This window comes from Sediminicoccus rosea (assembly GCF_033547095.1).
GTDB classification, from domain to species: Bacteria; Pseudomonadota; Alphaproteobacteria; order Acetobacterales; family Acetobacteraceae; genus Roseococcus; species Roseococcus rosea.
The window spans coordinates 4,715,990-4,731,941 of the sequence record NZ_CP137852.1 but is presented as its reverse complement, the minus strand read 5'-3'; the positions used below and the strand labels follow the sequence as shown (position 1 = coordinate 4,731,941).

Below are 15,952 nucleotides of genomic sequence, written 5' to 3'. Positions count from 1 at the left end.
TCATGAGGAGGGGCCTGGGGCGGGCGCTAGAGGCGCCAGCCGGTGTGGATGGCGACGATGCCGCCCGAGAGGTTGCGGTGCTGCACGCGCTCCAGACCGGCCGCCGCCATCATCGCGGCCAGCGTCGCCTGGTCGGGGAACATGCGGATGCTCTCCGCGAGGTAGCGGTAGCTCTCGGAATCCTGGGCGATGCGCCCGCCGAGCGCCGGCAGCGCCTTGAAGGACCAGGCGTCATAGAGCGGCGCCAGCGCGGCCACCTCCAGGCGCGAGAATTCCAGGCAATGGAAGCGCCCGCCCGGGCGCAGCACGCGCCGCACCTCGCGCAGCACGGCGTCCTTGTCGGTGCAGTTCCGCAGGCCGAAGGCCATGCTGACCTTCTCCACGCTGCGATCCGGCAGCGGGATGTGCTCGGCATCGGCACACAGGAAGGAGAGGCCGCGCACCAGCCCCTTCTTCAGCGCGCGCGACTGGCCGACCGAGAGCATTTCGGCATTGATGTCCGAGCAGATGACACGGCCCGCGCCGCGCTCCAGCGCCAGGAAGGAGATGTCCCCCGTGCCGCCCGCGAGGTCGAGCAGCGTCTCGCCCGGGCGGGGCTGGATGGCGTTGACGAAGATGCGCTTCCAGGCCCGGTGCAGGCCGAGGGACATCAGGTCGTTCATCACGTCATAGCGGGGGGCCACGCTGTCGAAGACTTCGCGCACCAGCCCGGCCTTTTCCTCGGCGGGGACGCTGCGAAAGCCGAAATCGGCGGTGGTCTCGGGGTTCTCGGTCATCCGCCGGGTATAGCGGCAACAGGGCGAATCTGCCATGCGGGGGACCGGAGAAAGAGGAGGCCGCCATCCCCGAATTGCCCGAGGTCGAGACCGTCATGCGCGGCCTGGCTTCCGTGCTCGGCGGCCAGGTGATCTGCCATGCCGAGACGCGCCGCGCCGGCCTGCGCTGGCCTTTCCCGCCCGGCCTGGCCGCGACGCTCACGGGCGCGCGGGTGGAAGGCTTCCGGCGGCGCGGCAAATACATGCTGATGCGCCTGGAGGGGCGGGAGAGCGTGCTGATCCATCTCGGCATGTCCGGCCGGATGGTGGCGCGGCACCGCGATGCCGCCGTGGTGGCCCGGATGGGCCCGCAGGGCCTCGCCAGCGACGCCCGCGGCCACAACCAGCCGCCCGAGGCGCATGAGCACCTGGTGATGGAGACGGAGGGCGGCTGGCGCGTCGGCTTCGTGGACCCCCGCCGCTTCGGCTGCGTGGACCTCGTCCCGCGCGACGCCGAGGACGGCCACAAGCTGCTGGCCGGCCTGGGCCCGGAGCCGCTGGAGCCCGGCTTCACGGTCGAGGCGCTGGAGGCGGCGCTGACCGGCAAGATCACCCCGATCAAGGCCGCCCTGCTGGACCAGAAGGTCGTCGCCGGCCTGGGCAACATCTATGTCAGCGAGGCGCTGTACCGCGCCGGGATCTCGCCCCGGCGGCTGGCCGCCACCATTCCGGGCGCCCGGGCCGGGCGTCTGGTGCCGGCCATCACCTCGGTCCTGACCGAGGCGATCGCGGCCGGTGGCTCGAGCCTGCGCGACTATGTGCGGGCGGATGGCGAGCTCGGCGTCTTCCAGGAACGGTTCGACGTCTATGACCGCGCGGGCCAGCCCTGCGCGCGCTGCCCAGGCCCGCCCGCCTGCTCCGGGATCACCCGGCTTGTGCAGTCGGGCCGATCCACCTTCTACTGCGCCAAACATCAACGCTGAGCGGCACGCCGCGGCCGCCAACCTCCGAGGACGCCATGGCCTACGAAATGATCCTGACAGAGACGCAAGGCGCGGTCGCCGTGATCCGGCTGAACCGGCCGCAGGCGCTGAACGCGCTCTGCGACCAGCTGATGGGTGAGCTGGGCGAGGCGCTGCGCGGCTTCGACGCCGACCCCGCCATCGCCGCCATCATCCTGACCGGCTCCGAGAAGGCCTTCGCCGCCGGTGCCGATATCAAGGAGATGAAGGACCGCACCTGGCCGGGCGTCTATTTCGAGGACTTCATCACCGCCCGCTGGGAGGCGGTCACCACCATCAAGAAGCCCGTCATCGCGGCGGTGGCCGGCTTCGCGCTGGGTGGGGGCTGCGAGCTGGCGATGATGTGCGACATGATCATCGCGGCCGACAACGCGAAGTTCGGCCAGCCGGAGATCAACCTCGGCATCATCCCCGGTGCGGGCGGCACCCAGCGCCTGACGCGCGCGGTGGGCAAGGCCAAGGCGATGGACCTCGTGCTCACCGCCCGCATGATGGACGCGACGGAGGCCGAGCGCAGCGGCCTCGTCGCCCGCGTGGTCCCGCTGGACCAGCTGATGGCCGAGGCGATGAAGGTGGGCGAGAAGATCGCAAGCCTCTCGGGCCCCGCCGTCGCCATCGCCAAGGAGGCGGTGAACCGCGCCTTCGAGACGACCCTGGCCGAGGGCGTGCGCTTCGAGCGCAAGATCTTCTATTCGCTCTTCGCGACCGAGGACCAGAAGGAGGGCATGTCGGCCTTCGCCGAGAAGCGCAAGCCCGCTTTCCGCAACCGGTGAGGGGCGCCGCCGCACTTCCCGTCTTGACGATGAGGGGGGCGGGGGCTTAGACCCTCGCTTCCTCGGGCGGCCTTCACCGTCCCTGTCACTCACTCCAGAAGCGATCGCACTCAACGCCCATGGCCAACAATGCTTCCGCGCGCAAGCGCATCCGCCAGACCGAGAAGCGCACCGAGCGCAACCGCATGCGCCGTTCGCGCGTGCGCACCTTCCTGCGCAAGGTCGAGCTGGCGATCGCCGGCGGCGACAAGGAGCAGGCGGCCGCGGCGTTCCAGTCCGCGCAGCCGGAAATGCAGACGGCGGTGACCAAGGGTGTGCTCCATCGCAACACCGTGGCCCGCAAGATGTCGCGCCTCTCGGCTCGCATCAAGGCGCTGAACACCGCTTCGGCCTGATCGCGCCTTCAACTACTGACAATTGGAACGGCTCTGCCGAGGGAAGGCTATTCTTCCCATGGCGGAGCTTTTTCTTGTGGCTGAACGTCACCGCATAGCGACTTGTTTGTCACACTGGGCGTGTTTTTGATAAATGGCGCCTGAACGACTTCAAGCCCGGCTGAAACCTGCGGTAACGTTTCCCCATCATCGCGGTGCCATGCAGCGTGGCGCCACGGTCGGTGTTGAGCATTCCAGTGTCGAGTACCGGGCGGCCCCGCCCTCAAAAACGAGCAACCAATATGCGGCCTCCCCCGAGGAACGCGTTGAGAGACTGAGGACAGGGATGGATCAGGACACGGGCGAGACCCCCCCGCCCAACGCCGGAAAGATCGCCGCCTGCTGGGCCCGCGTCCGCACACGCCTCCGACAGGAGGTGGGTGACGTCGAGTACCGGAACTGGCTGCGGCAGATGAGCCTGGCCGGTGTCGAGGGGGAAAGCGTCCTCATCCACCTGCCCACGCGCTTCCTGCGGGACTGGGTGCGCGACCATTACGGCGACCGGCTGCGCCTGCTCTGCCAGGCGGAGATGCCCGGCGTGCGCCTGGTGGAGCTGCGCGTGCAGGCCGCCTCCCGCGCCGAGAAGGCCGCGATCGAGCAGGAGGTGGCCGAGGCCTCGCCCCTCGCCGAGAGCCTCGCGCCCGCCGCCGCCACGCCGGCGATGGCCGAGCCCGTCCGCAACGACTGGCTGGTGCCGCTCGACCCCCGCTTTACCTTCGACAGCTTCGTCGTCGGCAAGCCCAATGAATTCGCGCATGCCTGCGCCCGCCGCGTGGCGGAGAAGCCCGCCCAGGCCGGCTTCAACCCGCTCTTCCTCTATGGCGGCGTGGGGCTGGGCAAGACGCATCTGATGCACGCCATCGCGTGGTCCCTGCGGGAGCGCGACCCGAACCTCTCCGTCGCCTACATGTCGGCCGAGAAGTTCATGTACCGCTTCATCGCGGCACTCCGCAGCCACAACACCATGGAGTTCAAGACGCAGCTGCGCTCGGTCCATGTGCTGATGGTGGATGACCTGCAGTTCCTGATCGGCAAGGACAACACGCAGGAGGAGTTCTTCCACACCTTCAATGCGCTGATCGACGCCGGCAAGCAGATCATCATCTCGGCCGACAAGGCGCCGAATGACCTCTCGGGCATCGAGGACCGCCTGCGCACCCGCCTCTCCGGCGGCATCGTGGCCGACCTGCACGCGACGACCTATGAGCTGCGCCTCTCCATCCTGCAGTCCAAGGCGACCATCTCCGGCGTCGAGGTGCCGCCCCGCGTGCAGGAGCTGCTGGCCCGCAAGATCGCCTCCAACGTCCGGGACCTGGAGGGCGCGCTGAACCGCGTGGTGGCGCATGCCAAGCTCTTCGGCCGGCCGGTCACGCTGGAATCCGTGCCCGAGGTGCTCTCCGACATCCTGCGCGCGCATGACAAGCGCCTCTCGATCGACGACATCCAGCGCAAGGTGGCCGAGCACTATAACATCCGCCTGACCGAAATGGCCTCGGCCCGCCGCTCCCGCGCGGTGGCCCGGCCGCGCCAGGTGGCGATGTATCTGGCGAAGCAGCTGACCTCCCGCTCGCTGCCCGAGATCGGCCGGCGCTTCGGCAACCGGGATCACACGACCGTGCTGCACGCGGTGAACAAGATCACGGAGCTGATGGCCGAGGATCCGGCTTTCGCCGAGGATGTGACCCTGCTCAGGAAGATGCTGGAGATGTAAGGGGCTTTGCCCCTCAGACCCCAGCAGGGAGCCTGCTCCCTGCACCCTGCTTTGACCGTTTCGGCCGGGATGCTACAGAAATCCCCGTATTGCGCGGCGATTCGCGCCATCGGACAGCAAGGGACCGGGAGAGATGAAGTTCAGCGTCGAGCGCGCCATCCTGCTCAAGGCCCTCGGGCACACGCAATCCGTGGTCGAGCGCCGGAACACCATTCCCATCCTCGCCAATATCCTGCTGGACGCGAAGGAAGGCACGCTGCGCCTGACCGCGACCGACATGGAAATCGCCATCGTCGAGGAAGTGCCCGGCGTGCAGGTGGCCCGCCCCGGCCGCACCACCGCCCCCGCCGCCACCCTTTATGAAATCGTCCGCAAGCTGCCGGATGGCGCGACGGTCGAGCTCGACCACAAGGGCGGCGACGCGCCCCTGACGCTGCGCGCCGGCCGCTTCAGCACCAGCCTGCCGGTGCTCCCGGTCGAGGACTTCCCCTCGATGACCGAGGGCGCGCTGCCGCATCAATTCAAGCTGGAGGCGGCCAAGCTGCGCGGCATGATCGCCCGCACGCGCTTCGCCATCTCCACCGAGGAAACCCGCTACTACCTGAACGGCATCTACCTGCACGTCGCCGAGGACGCCTCGGGCCGCAAGCTCCGCGCCGCCGCGACCGACGGCCACCGCCTGGCCCGTGTCGAGACCGACCTGCCGGACGGCGCCTCGGCGATGCCGGGCGTCATCATCCCGCGCAAGACCGTCAACGAGCTGAACAAGCTCGCCGAGGAGACGCGCGACGAGATCGAGTTCCGCCTCTCCGACACCAAGATCAGCTTCCGCGTCGGCACCGTCACGCTGACCAGCAAGCTGATCGACGGCACCTTCCCGGATTATGAGCGCGTGATCCCGCGCAACAACGACAAGGTCATGGAAGTCGGCACCCAGGCCTTCGCCCAGGCGGTGGGCCGGGTGGCCGCGATCTCCAGCGAGCGGTCGCGCCCGGTGAAGCTCAGCATCTCCAGCGACAACCTGCTGCTGACGGCCTCCAGCGCCGAGCAGGGCGAAGCGCGCGAGGAGCTGGATGAGGGGCTGGTCACCTATGCCTCCTCGCCCATCGAGATCGGTTTCCAGGCGCGCTACCTGAACGACATCACCGAGCAGGTGGGCGAGACGCTGCGCTTCAAGTTCTCCGATGGCAGCGCGCCGACCGTGGTGCAGGACGCGGCGGATGACGACGCGCTCTACGTCCTGATGCCGATGCGGGTCTGAGGCTCAGGACCACTCCAACCGGAGTTCGGTGACGGCCTTGCCCCATTGGGTGGCCGTCAGCCGCTCGACTTCCACGAAGCCCGCTTCGGCATAGAGGCGGGCGGCGGCCGGTAGCCCGTCCAGTGTCCAGAGATAGACCCGGCCGATGCCCTGCGCCCGCGCATGGGCCAGCGCCTCGCCCAGCAGCCGCCGGCCGAGGCCGCTGCCGCGCAGCGATGCGTCCAGGATGAACCAGCGCAGATGGCCGAGGCCGTGGCCCTCATCCTCCAGCGCGATGGAACCCAGCGCCCGGCCGTCATGCTCCACCGCGCGGAAGAAATCCCCCGGCGAGCGCGGCTTGGTCAGGAAATCTCCGAGTTCCCGCGCCACCTTCGCCTCGAAGACGGCGCCGAAGCCGTGGCTCGCGGCATAATGCCGCGCATGCAGCGCGGCGATGTCCCCGACCAGGCCGGGGAACCAGTCCTCGTGGATCTTCACCCGGCCAGTTCGGTGCGGAAGACGTCCAGCAGCTTCAGCGCGCCATCCGCCTGCACCAGGTGCCAGAAGGTCCAGCCATTGCAGGAGGGCGCCTCCTGCACCGCGGCGCCCACGCCATGGATGGAGCCGCGCGCCGTGCCGCAGGCGATGGTGCCATCGGCGAAGACCTGCGCGGCCCAGCGGCGGTGGCGGTCGGTCAGCGTGGCGCCGGGCTGCACCAGCCCGCGCTCCACCAGGCTGCCGAAGGCGATGCGCGGCTGTTCCTTGCGCGTGGGTGTCGGCGCCGTCTCGACATCGCCCAGCGGCTGGATGGCGGCGATGCGGCGCTCGGCGGCGGCGGCATAGGTGGGGTCGCGCTCGATGCCGATGAAGCGCCGGCCGAGCCGCTTGGCGACGGCGCCCGTGGTGCCCGAACCGCTGAAGGGATCGAGGATCACATCGCCCTTCTGCGTGCAGGAGAGGATGACGCGGTGGAGCAGCGCCTCGGGCTTCTGCGTCGGGTGGAGCTTGTTGCCCGCCTCGTCGCGCAGGCGCTCATTGCCGGTGCAGAGCGGGATGTACCAGTCGCTGCGCATCTGCAGGTCGTCGTTGAGCGCCTTCATCGCGGCGTAGTTGAAGCGGTATTTCGCGTCCTCGCTGCGGGCGGCCCAGATCAGCGTCTCATGCGCGTTGGTGAAGCGCCGGCCGCGGAAATTCGGCATCGGGTTGGCCTTGCGCCAGATGACGTCGTTCAGGATCCAGAAGCCGAGGTCCTGCAACGCGGTGCCGAGGCGGAAGATGTTGTGGTAGCTGCCGATGAGCCAGAGCGTGCCGTCCTTGCGCAGGACGCGGCGGCATTCCGTCAGCCATTCGCGCGTGAAGGCGTCATAGGCCGCGAAATCGGTGAACTGGTCCCAGGCGTCATCCACCGCGTCCACCAGGCTGTGGTCGGGGCGGTGCAGCGTGCCGCGGAGCTGCAGGTTGTAGGGCGGGTCGGCGAAGACCGCGTGCACCGAGGCGGGCGGCAGGGCGCGCAGCGTCTCGATGCAGTCGCCCAGCAGGATCCTGTCGAGCGGTATCTCGAGACCAGCGCCCAAGGCGGGAAGTTCCTTCGCGAATCGAAGGCCTGAACATGCGTGACGCGGAGTCGCGCCGTCAACAGCGGTGCCGCGCGAAGGCTTCCTCCACCGGCCCGAAGCCGCGCCGGTGATGTGGCGAGGGCCCGTGCTCCAGCAGGGCCTGGCGATGCTGCGCGGTGGGATAGCCCTGGTGCCGCGCGAAGCCATAGGCCGGCCAGCGCGCATCCAGCCGCGCCATCCCGGCGTCACGCAACGTCTTCGCCAGGATCGAGGCGGCGGCGATGGAGAGGCTGAGGCCATCGCCGCCCACCACGCAGCGCACCGGGCAGGGGAGGGGCGGCGGGCGGTTGCCGTCCACCAGCGCGAGGCCGGGCATCACGGGCAATCGCAGCAGCGCGCGGCGCATGGCCAGCAGCGAGGCGGCGAGGATGTTGATCCGCCCGATCTCGGCGGCCGAGGCGCCGCCCAGCGCGAAGGCCACGATGCCCTGGCGCTGGGCGTCGCGCAGCGCCAGCGCGGCGTTGCGGCGCGCGGCCTCCTTCAGGCGCTTGCTGTCATCCAGCAGCGCGGCGAGCGGGGCGGGGCAGGGGCGGAGGAAGACGACGGCGGCCGCGATGACGGGGCCGGCGAGCGGCCCGCGCCCGGCCTCGTCCAGCCCGGCGACCAGGCCGCCGGCCGCCTGCTCGAGGCGGAAGTCAGGCATGGGGCGCGCCGCCGCCGATCACGAATTGTGACGCGGCCGAAACCCTCTTGCGATGGAATGTAAACATTTCTACATGAATTTCAGTTAACCAAAAATCCATCCTGGAGACATCCATGCTTCTGACATCCCGCCGCGGCCTCCTGGCCGCCAGCGCCACCGGCTTGCTTGCCGGCAAATCCGCCCTGGCTCAACCGGCGCTGCCCGCCAATTGGCCGGACCGGCCGATCCGCATCATCGTCCCCTATGCGGCGGGCGGCATCACGGATGTGATCAGCCGTGGCATGGCGGTCGGCCTGCAGGGCACGCTGGGCCAGCCCGTGGTGGTCGAGAACCGGCCGGGCGCCAATGGCACCGTGGGCACGCTGGTGGCGGCGCGCGCCCCGGCCGATGGCACCACCCTGACCATGGGCATCACCGACACCTTCGCCATCAACCGCTCCACCTTCCGCTCGCTCCCCTACAGCGACGAGAACGACTTCGTGCCCATTTCCATGGTCACGCGCGTCCCCTTCGCGCTCATGGTGGGCGCGCATCGCCGCGAGATCACGGATTATGCGAGCTTCATCCGCGAGGCGCGGCGCGAGGCCGGGCGCCTCAGCCATGCCTCCTGGGGCGTCGGCTCCTCCTCGCACCTCGCCTTCGAGTTCGTGGCCCGGGCGGAGCGCTTCGAGAAGCTGCACGTGCCCTTCGCCGCGCAGGCACCGGGCATGCAGGCCGTCGCCTCGGGCCAGGTGGACTCCATGATGCTGCCGGTGGGTGGCGCCAACAGCCTGGCGGTGGACAACCGAGCCCGCATCCTGGCCCTCGCCCACCCGACGCGCATCGAACTCACCCCGAATGTGCCGACATTGACCGAACTCGGCGTGCCGCTGGCCACCGGCCTCTGGCTCGCGCTCTACGCGCCGGCCCGCACCCCCGCGCCGATCATCGCCCGGCTGAACGCCGCCGTGCGCGAGGGCATGCGCAACGAGCAGACGCAGGCCGTCTTCCGACAGCAGGCGGGGGCGGCCGAGCCCTCGACGCCCGAGGAGCTGGCCGCCTTCGCCGCGCGGGAGCGCGTGCAATGGGCGCAACTGGTGAACGAGAAGAACATCCGCGTCGAATGATCTTCACGATACATCCATAGGTTGCTGGAGTGTTAACGGCCCGGGAGCGCAAGTTCCCGGGCATGATCAGCAACCGCCTCATCGCCGCTGCCGGCCGGAGCGCCCCGGAATCCGCGCGGATCTTCAGGAAACCTTCATCCTTGCGGTGGCAGGTGGTGCGCATGATCACCACCAATTCCCTGGCGGCCTTCACCAAGGAGGTCGCCCCCCAGAACCGCATTGCCGAGCGCCCGGTGACGGAGGCCGCCGCCATCCGCCGCCAGATGCCGGGCGATGGCGCCACGATGGGCGCCGAGCAGGTGGCGCAGCGCCGGCTCGAGGCGGTGCCCCCGGCCCCGAGCAAGCCCTTGCCGCGTGGGTCGCTGCTCGACCTGCGGGTCTGACCCGGCCCGCCGGCGACCGGCTTGGCCTGCGATTGGTCGCGTCTTGCCTATGTTTTGCTCACGGATTGCGCTCGTGCATTATTTATGCGCGATTTATGTGAGGGGCGCCTGAAAATGATGCCTCCCTGATGGGACGGTTTTTTGCGCCGCGATATGCTGCGGTGCAACGTCGTTCCCACCTCCCGGAGGTCTCATGCCCATCCGCAAGCTTTTCCTGGCCTGTGCCACCTTGGCGGGCTTCGCCATGATCCAGCCGGCCCAGGCCCAGATCCCGATCGGCGAGAGCGGGATCACCGTCACCACCACCGGCACCTATGCCAGCGACTACCTCTTCCGCGGCATCAGCCAGACCCGCTCCCGCATGGCCTACCAGGCGGCGTCCGAGGCGGTGCACACGAGCGGCGTCTATGTCGGCGGCTTCATCTCCAATGTCAGCTTCCAGGGCCTGGATGCGCGGCAGGAGGTGGACGTCTATGGCGGCTACCGCGTCACGCTCGGTGGCGTGAACCTGGATTTCGGCGGCATCGGCTACCTCTATCCCGGCTATACCCGTCCGCCCGGCGGCGTCTCCCCCGTGCTCGACTACGCGGAAATCTACGCCAAGGCGACCTATGAGATCGGCCCCGTGAACCTGCTGGGCGCCTTCAACTACTCGCCCAACTTCTTCGGGCGTTCGGGCGATGGCTTCTATGTCGAGGGCGGCGCCGACTGGAAGACCGGCGTCTGGGACCTCACGCTGGGCGGCCGCATCGGCTACCAGTGGATCCAGCGCAACGCCGTCTTCGGCACGCCGGACTATGCGTGGTGGTCCATCGCCGTCACCCGCGAATTCCCCATCGCCAATATCGGCACGGTGGTCGCGAGCGTGGGCTACTACGACACCTCGATCAGCAAGCAGGACTGCATCTACGGCACGGCGCAGAACATCTGTAGCGCCCGCGCCCTGGCCTCGATCGCCTTCCGGTTCTGAGCGTGAACGACACCCGGCCCCCATGGCCGGGTGTTGACCCGGCGCTGGCGCGGGCGGACGCTCCCCCTTCCTCTTCGGAAGGCAGGTTCATGAAACCCGCGTCGCTCCTCGTTCTCCTCCTCGCCATGGCAGGTCCTGCCGCCGCGCAGGAGCGCCCGACCCTCACACCCGCACGCGACGTCGCCGTCACCTACCGCGTGACGGCGGAGGGCCAGCCGCCCGGCGAGATGCGCATGGCCTGGCTGGCCCAGCGCCGCCTGATGCGGATGGACATGCCGGGCGGGCAGGGCTGGATCGTCCTCGACATGGGGTCCGGCACCGCCTTCATGGCCATGGCGGCGCAGCGCATGATCCTCGACATGCCGGCCACGCCCATCGCCGCGCGCATGGCGCCCAGTGCCGCGGCCCGCTTCACCCGTGAAGGCCCCGCCCGCATCGCCAACACCGAATGCGTGAACTGGCGCGTCGAGGAGCAGGGCCAGGCCGCCCGCATCTGCCTCACCGCCGATGGCGTGATGCTGCGCAGCGAGACCCTCTCGCGCAATGCCACGGGCCCGGTTCCGGGCCTGCTCGAAGCCACGCAGGTGAGCTTCGGCCCGCAGGAGGCATCCCGCTTCCAGCGCCCCTCGGGCTATCAGAACCTGCAATTGCCGCCGCCTGCCGAAATCGGCGCCGGGGGCATGCCGCGCGGCACGGCGATCCCGCCGCCCGGCCTCAACATGCCGGGGCGCTGAACCATGCAACATCTCCTCCCTCGCCGCAGCCTGGCCGCGCTGCTCGCGACCCCTGCCGTCGCGCACGCCCAGGCGCCCGGCTGGCCCAACCGCCCGATCCGGCTCATCGCGCCCTTCCCGCCGGGCGGTGGCGTGGACCTCACCGCGCGCTTGCTGGCCGAACCGCTGGGCCGCGCCGTGGGGCAGACCGTGGTGGTCGAGAATCGCGGCGGGGCGGGCGGCGTGATCGGCGTCGAGGCCATGTCGCGCGCCGCGCCCGATGGCTACACCCTCTCCCTCACCGGGGCCGGCACCATCACCGCCGGGCCGCATCTGCGCCGCCTGCCCTATGATGCGCTGGGGCTCGGGCACATCACGCGGCTGGTGCGGATGCCCTTCATCCTCGCCGTCCGCACCGACCTGCCGGCGGCGAACCTCACGGAGTTCCTGGCCCTCGCCCGGCGCGGCGGGCTGCGCTACGCGAGCGGCGGCCCGGGCACCAGCCAGCATCTGGCGGGCGAGCTGTTCAACCAGCTGGCCGGTGTCTCCATCGAGCATGTGCCCTATCGCGGCACCGGCCCCGCGCTGAACGACCTCGCGGCCCGCGTGGTGGATGCCTATTACGGCGATCCCGCGACGCTCGGCCTCATCCAGGGCGGGCAGGCGCGCGCCATCGCCGTCACCTCGCCCGAGCGCTGGCCGCTGCTGCCCAACACGCCCGCCGCGATCGAGGCCGTGCCCGGCTACGTCGCCGAGAACTGGTATGGCCTGGCCGCGCCCGCCGGCACGCCCGACGCGCTGCTGGACGCGATCAACGCGCAGGTGCTGCGCGTGATGGCCGAGCCCGACACGAAGCGCCGCTTCGACGAGGCCGGGCTGCATCCCGCGACGCTGCCGCGCGCCGAATATCTCGCCTTCCTGCGCGCCGACAGCGAGGTCTGGGGGCGGGTGGTGCGCACCGGGAACATCAGGATCGGAGACTAGACTTGCTGATGGGCCATCGCCTCGCCGTGGATATCGGCGGGACCTTCACCGATCTCGTCCTTGAAACCCCCGGGCGCACGCATTCGCACAAGCTGCTCACCACGCCCGATGCGCCGGAGCGCGCAGTGCTGGAGGGGGCGCGCCTGCTGCTGGCATCGGCCGGCGTGGCGCCTGGCGCGCTCAGCCTCGTGCTGCACGGCACGACGCTCGCCACCAATGCGCTGATCGAGCGCAAGGGGGCACGCACCGCGCTGCTCACCACGCAGGGTTTCCGCGACAGCGTCGAGATCGCCTATGAGCACCGCTTCGCGCAATACGACCTGACGATGGAGCGCCCCGCCCCGCTCGCCCCGCGCGCGCTGCGCTACACCGTGCCCGAGCGCATCGCGGCCGATGGCGGCGTGCTGCTGCCGCTGGACGAGGCGGCGCTGGAGGGCGTGGCGGAACAGGCGCGCGCCGATGGCGTGACCGCGCTCGCCATCTGCTTCCTGCACAGCTTCACCAATGACGCGCATGAGCGCCGCGCGGCGGAGGTCCTTTCCGCGCTGCTGCCCGGCGTCTCGCTCTCGCTCTCCTGCGAGGTCTGCCCCGAGGTGCGCGAATATGACCGCGCCAGCACCACCCTCGCGAATGCTTATGTGCGCCCGCTGATGGATGGCTACCTGGCGCGGCTGGAAGACGGGCTGCGCGCGCAGGGCATCGCGGCGCCGGTGCTGATGATGATGTCCTCCGGCGGGCTCTGCACCGTGGGTGCGGCGCGGCGCTTCCCGGTGCGCCTGGTCGAGAGCGGGCCGGCGGGCGGCGCCATCCTCGCGCGGCATGTGGCGGCGCAGAACGGCCTCACGCGCGTGCTGGCCTTCGACATGGGCGGGACCACGGCGAAGCTGACGCTGATCGACGATGGCCGCTTCCACATGGCCCGTAGCTTCGAGGTGGCGCGCGCCTATCGCTTCGTGCAGGGCAGCGGATTGCCCATCCGCATCCCGGTGATCGAGCTGGTGGAGATCGGCGCGGGCGGCGGCTCCATCGCGCGGCGCGACGTGCTGGGCCGCATCCAGGTCGGGCCGGACAGCGCCGGCAGCGCGCCAGGCCCGGCCTGCTACGGCCTGGGCGGCACCGCGCCGACGGTGACCGATGCCGACCTCCTGCTGGGCCGGCTGGACCCCGCCATGTTCGCGGGCGGCAGCATCCCGCTGGATGAGGATGCCGCGCGTGACGCGTTCGCGCCGCTGGGCGCCGATGCGCCGGTGGGCGTGGCGGAGATCGTGGACGAGACCATGGCAAGCGCGGCGCGGGTGCATGCCGTCGAGAATGGCGAGGACACGGCCGGGCGCACCATGATCGCCTTTGGCGGCGCCGCCCCGCTGCATGCCGCGCGCCTCGCGCAGAAGCTCGGCATCACGCGCGTGCTGGTGCCGCGCGGCGCGGGGGTGGGCTCCGCGCATGGCTTCCTCCAGGCGCCGATCGGCTTCGAGGTGGTGCGCACGCGCTACACGCGGCTCGATGCGCTGGACGAGGCGGCGCTGGAGGCGATGTTCGCCGAGATGCGGCGCGAGGCGGAGGCGGTGGTGTTGCAGGCCGCCCCGCGCGAGGGCCTGGTGGAAGCCCGCACCGCCTTCATGCGCTACCGCGGCCAGGGGCATGAGATCGCGGTGCCGATCACGGCCGGCATCGGCGCGGCGGCGTTGCAGGAGGCCTTCACCGCCGCCTATCGCGGCATCTTCGGCCGCGCCATCCCGGGCCTGCAACCCGAGGTGATGACCTGGGCGCTGGCGCTCTCGCACCCGGTCCCGCCACCGACGCGCCTCGCCGAAATCACCGGGCGGGATGCGCCAGCGGCGGCGCAGCACCGCGCCCTGGTGGACCCGGCGACGGGCCTCACCGCGCCCGCCGCCATCCAGGTGCGTGACGCGCTGAAGCCCGGCGCCCGCGTGCCGGGCCCCGCCCTCATCATCGAGGATGAGACGACAACCGTGGTGCCCGCCGGCTGGTCCGCCACCATCAACGCGGCCGAGCAGATCGTGCTGGAGCACAGCCCATGAACGACATCCGTTTGCAGGTGATGTGGAACCGCCTGCTCTCCGTGGTGGAGGAGCAGGCCCGCACCCTGGTCCGCACCGCCTTCTCCACCAGCGCGCGCGAGGCGGGGGACATCTCGGCCGGCGTCTTCGACGTGGAGGGCCGCATGCTGGCCCAGGCGGTCACGGGCACGCCGGGCCATGTGAACTCCATGGCACGCAGCGTGAAGCACTTCCTCGCCGCCATTCCCGCCGAGAGCATGCGCGAGGGCGACCACTACATCACCAATGATCCCTGGCAGGGCACCGGGCACCTCTACGACGTGGTCGTGACCTCGCCCGCCTTTCACCAGGGCAAGCTGGTCGGCCTGTTTTCCTGCACGGTGCATGTGGTGGATATCGGCGGCATCGGCCTCTCGCCTGATGGGCGCCAGGTGTTCCACGAAGGGCTGCGGATTCCCATCATGCCGCTGGCGCGCCAGGGCGTGGTGGACCCGTGGCTGGTGAAGCTGATCCGCGCGAATGTGCGCGAGCCGGTGCAGGTGGAGGGCGACCTCTACGCGCTGATGGCCTGCAACGAGACGGGCGAGCGCCGCCTCTCCGCCATGCTGGCCGAGAACGGCCTGGACGACCTGGAGGTGCTCGGCGCGCACATCATCGCGCGCTCCGAGGCGGCGATGCGGGCGGAGATCGCGAAGCTGCCGAAGGGCAGCTGGAAGAGCCACATGCGGATCGACGGCATGGAGGCGCCGATCGATCTCCACGCCACCCTCACCATTGCCGAGGATCACATCGCGGTGGACTACGCCGGCACCTCGGCGCAGAGCGGCTACGGCATCAACTGCCCGCTCTGCTATACCGACGCCTACACCGCCTTCGGCATCCGCTGCATCATCGGGCCCGAGATCCCGAACAATGCCGGCACGCTGGACCTGATCCGCGTGACGGCGCCGGAGGGCAGCATCCTCAATGCGCTCTCGCCCGCCGCGGTGAATGCGCGCAGCACCATGGGGCACATGCTGCCGGACGTGGTCTTCGGCGCGCTGGACCAGGCGCTGCCGGGCCGCGTGCCGGCCGAAGGCACGTCGAACCTCTGGAACCTCAAGCTCGGCGCCGGACAGGGGCTGACGGGCATGACGCAGCGCCCCTTCATGGTGACGATGTTCCATTCGGGCGGTGCCGGCGCGCGCCCCGCACAGGATGGGCTCTCCGCGACACCCTACCCCTCGGGCGTGAAGAACGTGCCGGTGGAGGTGACCGAGACGGTGGCCCCCATCGTCGTCTGGCGGAAGGATCTGCGCGACGGCTCGGGCGGCGCGGGACGGTACCGCGGCGGCGACGGGCAGGTCATGGAGGTGGCGCATCGCCATGGCGAGGCGTTTGGCATCTTCGCGACCTTCGAACGCGTGCATCACCCGGCGCGTGGCCGCCATGGCGGCGCGGATGGGGCGCGCGGGGTCGTCCGGCTGGCATCTGGTGCCACGCTCAAGGCCAAGGGATTCCAGGTGATTCCAGCTGGCGACCGGCTTATCGTCGAAATGCCGGGCGGCGGCGGCATGCACCCGCCCGAGACGGAGTGACACG

General features: G+C 70.1%; 16 protein-coding genes. 12 read left to right on the top strand and 4 right to left on the bottom strand.

The annotated features are described in order from the left end of the window. Positions 1 to 26 precede the first annotated feature (26 nt). Positions 27 to 776 (bottom strand): class I SAM-dependent methyltransferase, encoded by a 750-nt coding sequence (locus R9Z33_RS22810; RefSeq protein WP_318648872.1) that lies wholly within the window; start codon positions 774 to 776, stop codon positions 27 to 29. Positions 777 to 841: 65 nt separating this feature from the next. On the opposite strand from R9Z33_RS22810, the gene mutM reads away from it, so the two are divergent. From mutM to dnaN, 5 genes are all read left to right on the top strand, one after another. Further along, positions 842 to 1,738 (top strand): bifunctional DNA-formamidopyrimidine glycosylase/DNA-(apurinic or apyrimidinic site) lyase, encoded by an 897-nt coding sequence (gene mutM / locus R9Z33_RS22805; RefSeq protein ID WP_318651688.1) that lies wholly within the window; start codon positions 842 to 844, stop codon positions 1,736 to 1,738. Positions 1,739 to 1,773: 35 nt separating this feature from the next. Beyond that, positions 1,774 to 2,550, top strand: coding sequence for an enoyl-CoA hydratase (locus tag R9Z33_RS22800; RefSeq protein WP_318648871.1), 777 nt, complete (start codon positions 1,774 to 1,776; stop codon positions 2,548 to 2,550). A 119-nt stretch (positions 2,551 to 2,669) separates the two neighbouring features. Then, positions 2,670 to 2,945: a 30S ribosomal protein S20 gene (rpsT, locus tag R9Z33_RS22795; RefSeq protein WP_318648870.1), complete on the top strand. Its 276-nt coding sequence runs from the start codon at positions 2,670 to 2,672 to the stop codon at positions 2,943 to 2,945. Positions 2,946 to 3,270: 325 nt separating this feature from the next. After that, positions 3,271 to 4,695, top strand: coding sequence for a chromosomal replication initiator protein DnaA (gene dnaA / locus R9Z33_RS22790; protein ID WP_318648869.1), 1,425 nt, complete (start codon positions 3,271 to 3,273; stop codon positions 4,693 to 4,695). A 133-nt stretch (positions 4,696 to 4,828) separates the two neighbouring features. Further along, positions 4,829 to 5,956 (top strand): DNA polymerase III subunit beta, encoded by a 1,128-nt coding sequence (dnaN, locus tag R9Z33_RS22785; RefSeq protein WP_318648868.1) that lies wholly within the window; start codon positions 4,829 to 4,831, stop codon positions 5,954 to 5,956. A gap of 3 nt (positions 5,957 to 5,959) precedes the next feature. Here dnaN and R9Z33_RS22780 read toward each other — a convergent pair whose 3' ends face one another. The 3 genes from R9Z33_RS22780 to R9Z33_RS22770 are packed head-to-tail and all read right to left on the bottom strand — an operon-like array spanning position 5,960 to position 8,194. Further along, positions 5,960 to 6,433: a GNAT family N-acetyltransferase gene (locus tag R9Z33_RS22780; RefSeq protein WP_318648867.1), complete on the bottom strand. Its 474-nt coding sequence runs from the start codon at positions 6,431 to 6,433 to the stop codon at positions 5,960 to 5,962. Then, complete coding sequence (locus R9Z33_RS22775; RefSeq protein ID WP_318648866.1) at positions 6,430 to 7,509, bottom strand: site-specific DNA-methyltransferase; 1,080 nt, start codon at positions 7,507 to 7,509, stop codon at positions 6,430 to 6,432. Before R9Z33_RS22775 ends, R9Z33_RS22780 begins: the two co-directional genes overlap by 4 nt. Positions 7,510 to 7,567: 58 nt before the next feature. Beyond that, positions 7,568 to 8,194, bottom strand: coding sequence for a ribonuclease HII (locus tag R9Z33_RS22770; protein WP_318648865.1), 627 nt, complete (start codon positions 8,192 to 8,194; stop codon positions 7,568 to 7,570). 113 nt (positions 8,195 to 8,307) lie between these two features. Here R9Z33_RS22770 and R9Z33_RS22765 point away from each other — a divergent pair, with 113 nt between their 5' ends. The 7 genes from R9Z33_RS22765 to R9Z33_RS22735 all read left to right on the top strand — a co-directional run bounded on the left by R9Z33_RS22765 (position 8,308) and on the right by R9Z33_RS22735 (position 15,948). Further along, a complete protein-coding gene (locus R9Z33_RS22765; protein ID WP_318648864.1) occupies positions 8,308 to 9,300 on the top strand; it encodes a Bug family tripartite tricarboxylate transporter substrate binding protein in 993 nt (330 codons plus the stop codon). A 161-nt stretch (positions 9,301 to 9,461) separates the two neighbouring features. Continuing rightward, complete coding sequence (locus tag R9Z33_RS22760) at positions 9,462 to 9,683, top strand: hypothetical protein (RefSeq protein ID WP_318648863.1); 222 nt, start codon at positions 9,462 to 9,464, stop codon at positions 9,681 to 9,683. Positions 9,684 to 9,876: 193 nt separating this feature from the next. Further along, complete coding sequence (locus R9Z33_RS22755; protein WP_318648862.1) at positions 9,877 to 10,653, top strand: TorF family putative porin; 777 nt, start codon at positions 9,877 to 9,879, stop codon at positions 10,651 to 10,653. Positions 10,654 to 10,778: 125 nt separating this feature from the next. Then, on the top strand, positions 10,779 to 11,387 hold the full coding sequence (locus R9Z33_RS22750) for a hypothetical protein (protein WP_318648861.1): 609 nt from the start codon (positions 10,779 to 10,781) through the stop codon (positions 11,385 to 11,387). Between the two features lie 3 nt (positions 11,388 to 11,390). After that, a complete protein-coding gene (locus tag R9Z33_RS22745; RefSeq protein WP_318648860.1) occupies positions 11,391 to 12,350 on the top strand; it encodes a Bug family tripartite tricarboxylate transporter substrate binding protein in 960 nt (319 codons plus the stop codon). Positions 12,351 to 12,358: 8 nt separating this feature from the next. Next, positions 12,359 to 14,392 carry a hydantoinase/oxoprolinase family protein gene (locus R9Z33_RS22740; protein ID WP_318651687.1) on the top strand — a complete coding sequence of 678 codons (2,034 nt, stop codon included), beginning with the start codon at positions 12,359 to 12,361 and terminating at the stop codon, positions 14,390 to 14,392. Beyond that, positions 14,389 to 15,948, top strand: a complete 1,560-nt coding sequence (locus tag R9Z33_RS22735) for a hydantoinase B/oxoprolinase family protein (RefSeq protein WP_318648859.1) — start codon at positions 14,389 to 14,391, stop codon at positions 15,946 to 15,948. The genes R9Z33_RS22740 and R9Z33_RS22735 overlap by 4 nt, the downstream gene beginning before the upstream one ends. The last annotated feature ends 4 nt before the right edge of the window (positions 15,949 to 15,952 follow it).

Excerpts from the sequence above, each read along its gene's own strand:
- R9Z33_RS22750 (WP_318648861.1), top strand. The coding sequence starts at position 10,779 with ATGGCAGGTCCTGCCGCCGCGCAGGAGCGCCCGACCCTCACACCCGCA.
- R9Z33_RS22760 (WP_318648863.1), top strand. The coding sequence starts at position 9,462 with ATGATCACCACCAATTCCCTGGCGGCCTTCACCAAGGAGGTCGCCCCC.
- R9Z33_RS22810 (WP_318648872.1), bottom strand. The coding sequence starts at position 776 with ATGACCGAGAACCCCGAGACCACCGCCGATTTCGGCTTTCGCAGCGTC.
- R9Z33_RS22735 (WP_318648859.1), top strand. The coding sequence starts at position 14,389 with ATGAACGACATCCGTTTGCAGGTGATGTGGAACCGCCTGCTCTCCGTG.
- dnaN (WP_318648868.1), top strand. The coding sequence starts at position 4,829 with ATGAAGTTCAGCGTCGAGCGCGCCATCCTGCTCAAGGCCCTCGGGCAC.
- R9Z33_RS22755 (WP_318648862.1), top strand. The coding sequence starts at position 9,877 with ATGCCCATCCGCAAGCTTTTCCTGGCCTGTGCCACCTTGGCGGGCTTC.
- R9Z33_RS22770 (WP_318648865.1), bottom strand. The coding sequence starts at position 8,194 with ATGCCTGACTTCCGCCTCGAGCAGGCGGCCGGCGGCCTGGTCGCCGGG.
- rpsT (WP_318648870.1), top strand. The coding sequence starts at position 2,670 with ATGGCCAACAATGCTTCCGCGCGCAAGCGCATCCGCCAGACCGAGAAG.
- dnaA (WP_318648869.1), top strand. The coding sequence starts at position 3,271 with ATGGATCAGGACACGGGCGAGACCCCCCCGCCCAACGCCGGAAAGATC.
- R9Z33_RS22745 (WP_318648860.1), top strand. The coding sequence starts at position 11,391 with ATGCAACATCTCCTCCCTCGCCGCAGCCTGGCCGCGCTGCTCGCGACC.
- R9Z33_RS22765 (WP_318648864.1), top strand. The coding sequence starts at position 8,308 with ATGCTTCTGACATCCCGCCGCGGCCTCCTGGCCGCCAGCGCCACCGGC.
- R9Z33_RS22800 (WP_318648871.1), top strand. The coding sequence starts at position 1,774 with ATGGCCTACGAAATGATCCTGACAGAGACGCAAGGCGCGGTCGCCGTG.
- R9Z33_RS22740 (WP_318651687.1), top strand. The coding sequence starts at position 12,359 with ATGGGCCATCGCCTCGCCGTGGATATCGGCGGGACCTTCACCGATCTC.